Origin of the sequence: Spirillospora sp. NPDC046719 (genome assembly GCF_040645715.1) — a bacterium.
Lineage (GTDB): Bacteria > Actinomycetota > Actinomycetes > Streptosporangiales > Streptosporangiaceae > Spirillospora.
On record NZ_JBEYYT010000379.1, the window covers coordinates 1 to 9,226 of the forward strand.

Below are 9,226 nucleotides of genomic sequence, written 5' to 3' on the forward strand. Positions count from 1 at the left end.
GGTGACCACGACGACCTTCCCGGCGACCCGGTTCACGGACGTTCCCGGGTTCGCTTGCGCGCGGGCGGGATCGGGACGGGCGCCGCTCCGGGGACGATCGTGTTGGACACCGTGCCGATGCCCTCGACGGTGAGCGCGACCGTGTCGCCCGGCACCAGCGGCGGCGGGTCCTGCGCGCCGCCGCGCCCCCACAGCTCGGCGAGGCAGCCGCCGTTGCCGCAGGTCCCCGAGCCGAGGACGTCGCCGGGCCGCAGCCGGGCGCCGCGCGAGGCGTAGGCGACGAGGTCCTCGAACGGCCAGCCCATGTTCGACAGCAGGTCCCGCCCGACGACCTCGCCGTTGACCTCGGCGGTCAGCGCGAGCCGCAGGAACCCGTCGGCGTTGCGGTAGGGCTCCAGCTCGTCGGCGGTGACCAGCCACGGCCCGAGCGTCGTCGCGAAGTCCTTGCCCTTGCAGGGGCCGAGCCCGACCCGCATCTCCCGCGACTGCAGGTCCCGCGCCGACCAGTCGTTGAAGACGGTGTAGCCGAAGACGTGGTCGCGGGCCTGCTCGGGGGACAGGTCGGCGCCCGCCCGGCCGATGACGGCGGCGACCTCCAGCTCGAAGTCGAGCGCCCGGCAGCCGGGCGGCAGCGGCACGTCGTCGTGCGCGCCGACCATCGCGTGCGGGTTGGAGAAGTAGAACGTCGGCGCGTCGTACCAGGCGTCCGGGACGCCGGACGCGCCGTCCACGGCCTTCCGGACGCCCTCGACGTGCTCCTCGAACGCGACGAAGTCCCGCACGGACGGCGGTTCCAGCGGCGGCAGGAGCCGCACGTCCGCGAGCGGGACCGCCGGGCCCGCGGGCGCGGGGACCGAGCCGGACGCGACGACGTCGAGGAGGGCGGTGCCGTCCGGGAACGGAAGCACCCGGTCGCCCTCGACGGCGCCGCAGCGGCGGGCGCCCTGGTGCAGGTACGTGGCGAGACGCATGGGGCTCCTTGCGGATCAGACGGGCGGGGCGACGAAGACGCCGCGGTCGGGGTCGTTGAACGACTCCTTGGCGATGAGCTCGTTCATCGGGTTGGCGGTGCCCCACTGGTCGGTGACGTCGGGGTCGGAGAAGTCGTACAGGTGCGGGTGCCAGGAGTCCTCGTCGAGGGTCTCCAGCTCGGTGGTGTACTCGACGGTGTTGCCGTGCGGGTCGAGGAAGTAGGAGAAGGTGTTGTCGCCCGCCTTGTGCCGCCCCGGCCCCCAGATCATCCGGACCCCGGCGCGTAGCAGGCGGCCGGTGCCGAACATGTACTCGTCCAGGCCCCGCATCTCGAACGACACGTGGTGCAGCGACGTGTGCGGCCCCTTCGCGATCGCCATGCTGTGGTGCTGCGGGTTGCAGCGCATGAAGTGCATGACCTTGCCCATGTGCGGGGACGTCAGCGTGTCGCTGAGCGCGAAGCCGAGGTGCGTCTCGTACCAGGCGCGGGTGGCGTCCAGGTCGGGGGCGTTGAGCACGACGTGCGACAGCCGGACCGGGACCGCCTCGCGCTCCTCCAGCCTCCGGTGCTCGCGGACGGCGACGTCCGCCGAGACCTCGACGGTCCGGCCGTCGACGTCGAAGAACCGGAACCCGTAGCCGCCGCCGGGCGTGGCGAGCTTCCCGGGCTCGGCGACGATCGTGACGCCGGCCGTGCCGAGCCGGGCGGCGAGCGCGTCGACGTCGGCGGGGGACGCGGCGCCGAACGACACCAGGTCGAGGCGCTTCTCGTCCGCCTTCCTGAGCCGGACGACGTACTGCTCCGGCGACCCCTCCGCCGCCAGGAACGAGATGCCGGTGTCGCCCGCGACCTCGGTCAGGCCCCAGACGCCCGAGTAGAACTCGCGCTGCCGGTCGTAGTCGGGGACGGCCAGGTCCACGTGGCGCAGATGGGTGATGAGGCGGTCGGGCATCAGTGCTCCTTGAGGTCGAAGAGGGCGACGGCGTTGCCGCCGCGCACGGCGTCCAGGTCGGGGCCGGGCGGCAGGGCGGCGCGCAGCCGGTCGAGCGGGTCGTCCACCCCCATGTCGAACGGGTGGTCCGAGCCCATGACGACCTGCGACGCGCCCGCCGCCGCGATCAGCGCGCGCAGCGCGTCCGGCTCGTAGACGAGCGAGTCGAACCAGATCCGCCGCAGGTAGGCGCTCGGCGGTTCGGCGCAGGCGCGCGCCTCGGGACGCACCCGCCAGCCGTGGTCGGCGCGGCCCAGGTAGGTCGGCAGGTAGCCGCCGCCGTGCGCCGCGACGACCTTCAGCCCGGGGTGCCGGTCGAGCACGCCGGAGAAGATCAGGTGCGACAGCGCGACGGCGTTCTCGGCCGGCTGCCCGACGATGTTGGACAGGTAGTACCGGTCGAGCCGCTCGTCCAGCGTGCAGCCGAACGGGTGCAGGAACACCACCGCGCCGGACGCGGCGGCCCGCGCCCACAGCGGATCCAGCTCCGGGTCCGACAGCTCGCGGCCGGGGGCGTGCGAGGAGATCTCGACGCCCTTCAGGCCGAGCGACAGCGCGTGGTCGAGCGCCTCGACGGCGAGGTCCGGATGCTGGAGCGGGACGAGCCCGAGCCCGTGCAGCCGGTCCGGCACCTGCGCGCAGTGCGCGGCGGTGGCCTCGTTCGCCATCGTGAACACGGTGCGGGCCAGGTCCGGCGCGGTCCAGTAGTGGTAGTGCGACGGCGACGGGCTGACGATCTGCACGTCCACCCCGGCGGCGTCCATGTCGGCGAGCCGCGCCTCGATCCGCGTCAGCCGCTCGAACCGCTCACCGATCATCTTGCCGCCGACCCGCAACGACTCCGGGCCGTTGCGGCGCGCGTCCAGCGCCCGGTGCTCGGCGTGGCCGGGCGCGCCGGCGACGGCCTCCTCGATCCGCGGCAGCAGCACGTGCGCGTGCACGTCGACGGTGGGGACGCCCGCGGCCCCCGGGTTCGCTTCGCTCACGGCTTCTCCGACACGATCGCGCTGATACGGCCCATGAGGCCGGGGACGTCGGCGTCCGGGGACGGGTGCAGCTGCCACTCCGCGAGCTGCACCGACGCCTCGACGACCGCCTTGGCGCGCTCGAACCGCCGGTCCATGAACGCGTCGAACAGCGACTGGTCGAGCCGGTCGGCGCCCAGCAGCAGCTCGGCGAGGACGGCGGCGTCCTCCAGGCACTGCGCCGCGCCCTGCGCGAGCGTCGGCGGGCACGCGTGCGCCGCGTCCCCGATCAGGACGGTCCGCCCCCGGTTCCACGGCCGGTCGACCAGCAGCGACTCGAACCAGGTGTAGTTGATCCGGTCCGGGTCGGTGATGTCGGCGCGGATCTCGTCCCAGGCGCCGCCGTAGCCCTCGGCGAGCGCGCGCATGTGCGCCGGCTTGTCGGCGTCCGCGACCGACTCGCGGGGCCGCGCCTTCTCCACCAGGTAGGCGTACATGGTGTCCGGGCCGGTCGGGCAGTACCCGGCGATGAAGCACGGCCCGCCGTAGATCAGGTCGGTCCGCTCGACGCCCTTGGGACGGCGCGTGTGGATCCGCCAGATGCCCATCCCGGTCGGCTCCGGCGACAGGTCGACGCCGATCAGCCCCCGCACCGCGGAGCGGATGCCGTCGGCGCCCACGACCAGGTCGTACGTGCCGGTCGATCCGTCGGACAGGTGCGCGGTGACCCGGTCGCCGGAGTCGTCGAGCGCGGTGGCGGTGAGGCCGAACCGGACGGTCGCGCCCGCGTCCCGCACCGCGTCCGCGAGCACCGCCGCCAGCTCGGGACGGTTCATGCCGAGCGTCGCGGGCAGGTCGGGGCCGCCGGTCCTCGCGTCCGGGATCTCCGCGATGAGCGTTCCGTCCGGCGCCCGCAGGCCGAGCACGTCGAACGCGTACCCGGACGCGCTCACCCGGTCCCACACGCCGAGGTCGCGCAGGATCCGCAGCGCGTTGCCCTGCAGCGTGATCCCCGAGCCGAGCGCCCCGGCGCCCGGCTCGATCTCCGCGACGTCCACCGCGACGCCGCCCCGCGCCAGCAGGATCGCCAGCGCCGACCCGGCCGTGCCGCCCCCGACGATCAGGACGTTCCCTACAGCTGCCATGCCGGCCTCACTTCACCGCGATGGGATTGACGGGGGAGCCGACCGCACCGGTGACCGGGATCGGCCCGGCGGCCAGCCAGAACTCGTGCACGCCGTCGGCCGCGCAGTCGGCCGCGAGCGCGTCCAGGTCCCACAGCTCGCCGATCAGCAGGCCCATGTTCGGGATCGCGACCTGGTGCAGCGGCTGGAACGCGTCGTCGAACTCGTTGGGCCGCACCTCGAACCCCCACGTGTCGGTGGCGATCGCGGCGATCTCGGTGCGGTGCAGCCATCCGGCCGTGGTGAACGACAGGCCGGGCGCGGGACCGCCCGCGTAGTCGCCCCAGCCGTCCCGGCGCGCGCGCGTGAGCTGCCCGGTACGGACGCAGACGATGTCGCCGCGCCCGACCGTCACGCCGTGCGCGTCGATGGCCGCCTGGAGGTGCTCCTCGGTGATGGCGAAGCCGTCGGGCAGCTCGCCGTCCTCGCCGGCGACGCGCCCCACGTCCAGCAGGACGCCGCGCCCCGCGACCGGAGCGGCCATGTGCTCGATGCCGGTGACCAGGTCGCCGTCGGACGTGACGACCTTCTCCGCCGGGCGGCCGTTCCACGCCTTGCCGTGGTCGAAGATGTGGCCGAGGCCGTCCCACTGCGTGGAGCACTGCAGCGGCATCGCCACCACGTCGTCCGCGCCGCCGATGCCGTGCGGGAAGCCCTGGTTGCCGAGCGCCGCGTCCGTCCCGGTGTCCAGCATCGTGTGGACGGGGTTGGTGCGGCGCCGCCAGCCCTTCTGCGGGCCGTTCATGTCGAACCGCTGCGACAGCGAGAACGACGCGCCCCGCCGGACCAGCGCCGCGCCCTCGCGCCGCTTGGCCTCGTCGATGAAGTTCACGGTGCCGAGCACGTCGTCGTCGCCCCAGCGCCCCCAGTTGGAGTACTTCGCGGCGGCCTCGGCGATCGCGCCTTCGGGGTCGGTGCGGTCGAGCATCACGCGTCCTCCACGTCGGCGGATTCGGCGACGCACCGGTTGCGCTGCGCGCCGAGGCCCGTGATCGAGCCCTCCATGACGTCGCCGGGCCGCAGCAGCCGCCCCCAGTGCATGCCGTTGCCGGCCGGGCTGCCGGTCAGGACCAGGTCGCCGGGCAGCAGCCGGACGGCCCGCGACGCGTACGCCACCAGCCGCGCCACGCCGAAGATCATGTCCTTGGTGGACTCGTCCTGCATGACGTCGCCGTTCAACCGCAGCGTGACCCGCAGGTCGCCGGGGTCCCGGACGAACGCCGAGGGGACCAGGTACGGGCCGAGCGGGGTGAACGTCGGCGGGTTCTTCGCGCGCAGCCAGTCCGTGCCGATCTCCGGCATGTCCCGGCGGAACACCGCCTCGCGCGCCGTCAGGTCGTTGGCGATCGTATAGGCCGCGACGTGCTCCAGCGCCTCGTCCGCCGGCACCCGGTACGCCGGGCGGCCGATCACCGCGGCCAGCTCCAGCTCCCAGTCCGGCTTCTCGCACCAGCCCGGGATCACCACGTCGTCGTAGGGGCCCGTCACCGAGGAGGGCAGCCCGATGAACATGTACGGCTGGTCCTCGGCCGCGCGCCGGTCCATCATCGCGGCCGTCTCCTCGCGCACCCGCTCGGCGGGCCGCCCGCCCTCCGGCTCGTGCGCCACCGCGAGGTCGATGACGTGCGTGCGGTAGTTGGCGCCCGACTGCAGGATCTGCCGCGGCTCGACCGGCGCGTGCACCGCCAGCCCGTCGAGCGGCAGCCGCTCGCCGCCCGACTCCGCCGCGGCGCGCAGCAGCGGGAGGGCGTCGTCCCAGCTCTCCAGCAGGCCGCGGGTCGTGGCCCCGCCGCCCGGCAGGCCCGGGACGGTGCGCAGGTCCAAGACGCGCCCGTCCTGGACCAGGCCCGCGAACCGCGGGCCGCCGCCGCTGGAGAAGGTGCCGACCGCGAAGGGGCCGGACGGGTGCGCGTGATCTTCCACGGGGTGTCCTCTCGATGTCTGCCTTAACCGTGGGGCAACCAGGGCTGATCTGGGAAATCAATTCCTCGTATGGCTTTCATCGACCGCATGGATAGGTGACGCGTGAACCTGGCGAGCCTCGACCTGAACCTCCTCGTCGCGCTGCGCGCGCTGCTGGAGGAGCGCAACGTCACCCGCGCCGGCCGGCGCGTCGGGCTCAGCCAGCCCGCCACCAGCGCGGCGCTCGCCCGGCTCCGCCGCCACTTCGCCGACGAGCTGCTCGTCCGGACGGGCAACGCCTACGAGCTGACCCCGCTCGGCACGGCGCTGCTGGTGCCCTGCGCGACCGCGTGCGGGCTGCTGGAACGGCTGTTCACCAGCCGCGCCGACTTCGACCCGGCCACCGAGGGGCGCGAGTTCACGATCATCGCCTCCGACTACGCCGTCGCGGTGTTCGGCGCCGCGCTCGCCCGCGCCCTGCACGCCGCCGCGCCCGCCGCCCGCCTGGTGTTCCAGCAGGTCGGCCCGGAGATCGCCGAGAACGCCGACGCGACGCTCAGCGCCGTCGACGGGCTGCTGATGCCGCACGGGGTCGTCAGCGGCTTCCCGACCGTCGAGCTGTACCGCGACGAGTGGGTCTGCGTGGTCGCCGCCGACCATCCCGACATCGGCGACGGCCTCACCATGGACGACCTCGCCGAGCTTCCAGCTGCTGCCGAGCCTCGTCGCGGGCACCCGCCGCGTCGCCCTCATCCAGCGCCGCCTCGCCGAGCTGCTCGCGCCGATCGCGGACGTCCGCGTCCTGCCGTGCCCGTTCGAGGCGGTGCCCGTCCAGGAGGCGCTGTGGTGGCACCCCGTCCACACCCAGGACGCGGCCCACATCTGGCTCCGCGAGACCGCCGCACGCGTCGCCGCCGACCTGACCGCCCTCACCCCGGACCCGGAAGCCGGGGACGCGGCCGCCGGCGAGCGACACCGTGCCGGCGCGTGACATCATGCCGCGTGGACGGGCGGGGGCGGACCTTCTACTATTGACGTAGTAAACCCGCTGCGGGGGCGAGGCATTGGTGAACGAGGACGACCGGGGACGGCGCCCGGCGGGCATGCTGGAGGACGCCGTGCTGGCCGTCCTGTGGGACGGCGCGCGCCCGATGAGCCCCGCCGAGGTGCAGGCCGTGCTGCCCGGCGCCCCCGCGTACACGACGGTGATGACCACGCTGGCGCGGCTGGCCCGCAAGGGGCTGGCGAGCCGGGAGCGGGAGGGCCGCGGGTTCGTGTACTCCGCGGCCGTGGACGAGGCCGGCCACACCGCCGCCGCGATGAACGAGCTGCTGCGCCGCCGCCGCGACCGCGCCGCCGTGCTGGCCCGGTTCGTGTCCGAGCTGGCGCCCGAGGACGAGGAACTGCTCCAGCGGCTGCTGAGCGAGGGTGGCGAGGGCTGAGGCCCGGCCCCGCGGGACAGGGGCCTTGATCGCCCGTGCGGACGCGCCGCCCGCCGTCGCGGGGGAGGGTGACCGGTCGGGGAGTTTCCGCCCGGTCCGGGGTATATCTCCAGGCCGGGCGCGGTGCGCCCGGCGCTTACGTTCCGATTACCCGCAGGCTCTTACTATCGCGATAGTAGGTGCTGGCCGAGGAGCGAGGGCGGTGGAGCCGATGCCACCCGAACCCGACGTGACCGTCGTGGTGATCGTCTACAACGACGCGTCGCGGCTGCCCCGCGCCGTCCGGTCGGCGCTCGGGCAGTCGCTGCCCGGCGTGGAGGTCGTGATCGTCGACGACGCGAGCACCGACGCGACGCCGGCCGTCGTTGCCCGGCTGGCGGCCCGGAACCCCGGCCGGGTGCGCGCCTTCACCCTCCCGGTGAACTCCGGCGGCTGCGGACGGCCGCGCAACATCGGCCTCCGGCACGCCAAGGGCCGCTACGTGATGTTCCTCGACAGCGACGACACCCTCGACCCGCACGCCTGCCGGAACATGGTCGCCGCCGCCGACGACTCCGGAGCCGACCTCGTGTCCGGCCGCTGCGTCCGCGTCCTGCCCGACCGCGAGCACTCCTGGTACGCGCGGCTCTACCGGGAGAGCGCCGTCTACGACGACATCCTGGACAACCCCGACCTCCTCTACGACACGCTGGCGACCAACAAGTGCTACCGGCGCGAGTTCCTCGACCGCGCCGGGCTGCGCTTCGCCGACCGGCTGCACTACGAGGACCTGCTCTTCAGCGCCGAGGCCTACCTCGGCGCGAACCGGATCGCGGTCATCCCGCACCGGGTCTACAACTGGCTGGTCGACCCGCGCGGCGGCGCCCTGTCGATCAGCAACCGGCGCGCCGAGCTGAGCAACTTCGCCGACCGGCTGGAGATCCACCGGCGCATCGACGCGGCGCTGCGGGCGCACGGCGCGGACGAGATCGCGCTGGTCAAGGACGTCAAGTTCGTCAACCACGACCTGCTGCTCTACCTGCGCGAGCTGCGCAGCCGCGACCCCTGGCACCGCGAGGCGTTCGTCGGGCTGGCCCGCCCCTACCTCGAACGGCTGGACGACGCCGTGTTCGAGGCCGCGGAGAAGATGCCCGCCATCGCCGCGCTGATGGTCCGCGAGCGCGACATCGAGGCGGCGATGGCCGCCGCCGACCACGCGCCGAAGGGCGGCGGTCGGCCCGTCCTGTCGATCGCCCCCGCCGAGCGGGACGGCCGGATCTACTGGACCGGCGACCACCTCGGCGCCGCGCCGGCCCGCCGCGTCCTCGACATCACCGGCCTCGGCGTGCACTCGGCGCCGCTGTCCGAGCTGGTCCTCGGCGGCCGGGTCACCGCGATGCGCCGGGACGGCAAGGCGCTGCGCATGTCCGGCACCGTCGTCAACCCGCTCGGCCGCATCCCCGAGGACGCCGAGCTCGGCGCCCGGCTGGAGATCCGCGACCGGCGGCGGCCCGGCCGGGCGTTCGGCGTCCCGGCGACCGTGCGGCGCGAGAACGGCCGGATCGCCTGGGAGACGGTCTTCTTCCCCGCCCAGGTGATCCGCCCGATCGGGCTGGTCGACCAGACGTGGGGCGTGTGGCTCCGGCTGACGGTCGGCGGCACCCCCGTCGAGGTACGGCTGACGTCGGAGGGCACCGCGCACTGCGACCTCACCGTGCCCGTCCGGCCGCGGCTGAGCCGCGCGGCGGGCGACCGGCTGGAGGCCTACGTCGCCGCGACCGGCGAGCTCG

9 protein-coding genes are annotated in these 9,226 nt (G+C 74.2%); 3 read left to right on the top strand and 6 right to left on the bottom strand.

Translation table 11 applies throughout. The annotated features are described in order from the left end of the window. Positions 1 to 32 precede the first annotated feature (32 nt). From ABZ914_RS39810 to ABZ914_RS39835, 6 genes are read right to left on the bottom strand one after another with little or no spacing between them, the layout of a single operon-like run. Complete coding sequence (locus ABZ914_RS39810) at positions 33 to 971, bottom strand: fumarylacetoacetate hydrolase family protein (RefSeq protein ID WP_500199719.1); 939 nt, start codon at positions 969 to 971, stop codon at positions 33 to 35. Between the two features lie 15 nt (positions 972 to 986). Further along, on the bottom strand, positions 987 to 1,925 hold the full coding sequence (locus ABZ914_RS39815; protein ID WP_500199721.1) for a VOC family protein: 939 nt from the start codon (positions 1,923 to 1,925) through the stop codon (positions 987 to 989). Continuing rightward, entirely contained in the window at positions 1,925 to 2,950 is a 1,026-nt protein-coding gene (locus ABZ914_RS39820) for an amidohydrolase family protein (RefSeq protein WP_500199722.1), read from the bottom strand. The genes ABZ914_RS39815 and ABZ914_RS39820 overlap by 1 nt, the downstream gene beginning before the upstream one ends. After that, positions 2,947 to 4,074: an FAD-dependent oxidoreductase gene (locus ABZ914_RS39825; protein WP_500199724.1), complete on the bottom strand. Its 1,128-nt coding sequence runs from the start codon at positions 4,072 to 4,074 to the stop codon at positions 2,947 to 2,949. Before ABZ914_RS39825 ends, ABZ914_RS39820 begins: the two co-directional genes overlap by 4 nt. 7 nt (positions 4,075 to 4,081) lie before the next feature. Further along, on the bottom strand, positions 4,082 to 5,041 hold the full coding sequence (locus ABZ914_RS39830; RefSeq protein ID WP_500199726.1) for a cyclase family protein: 960 nt from the start codon (positions 5,039 to 5,041) through the stop codon (positions 4,082 to 4,084). Further along, positions 5,041 to 6,036, bottom strand: a complete 996-nt coding sequence (locus tag ABZ914_RS39835) for a fumarylacetoacetate hydrolase family protein (RefSeq protein ID WP_500199727.1) — start codon at positions 6,034 to 6,036, stop codon at positions 5,041 to 5,043. Before ABZ914_RS39835 ends, ABZ914_RS39830 begins: the two co-directional genes overlap by 1 nt. Positions 6,037 to 6,138: 102 nt before the next feature. On the opposite strand from ABZ914_RS39835, the gene ABZ914_RS39840 reads away from it, so the two are divergent. From ABZ914_RS39840 to ABZ914_RS39850, 3 genes are all read left to right on the top strand, one after another. Further along, positions 6,139 to 7,050: a LysR family transcriptional regulator gene (locus ABZ914_RS39840; protein WP_500199729.1), complete on the top strand. Its 912-nt coding sequence runs from the start codon at positions 6,139 to 6,141 to the stop codon at positions 7,048 to 7,050. Between the two features lie 32 nt (positions 7,051 to 7,082). After that, positions 7,083 to 7,457 carry a BlaI/MecI/CopY family transcriptional regulator gene (locus tag ABZ914_RS39845; protein ID WP_500199731.1) on the top strand — a complete coding sequence of 125 codons (375 nt, stop codon included), beginning with the start codon at positions 7,083 to 7,085 and terminating at the stop codon, positions 7,455 to 7,457. 211 nt (positions 7,458 to 7,668) lie between these two features. Next, positions 7,669 to 9,226: glycosyltransferase family 2 protein (locus tag ABZ914_RS39850; protein WP_500199732.1), on the top strand; the 1,558-nt coding region annotated here is incomplete at its 3' end.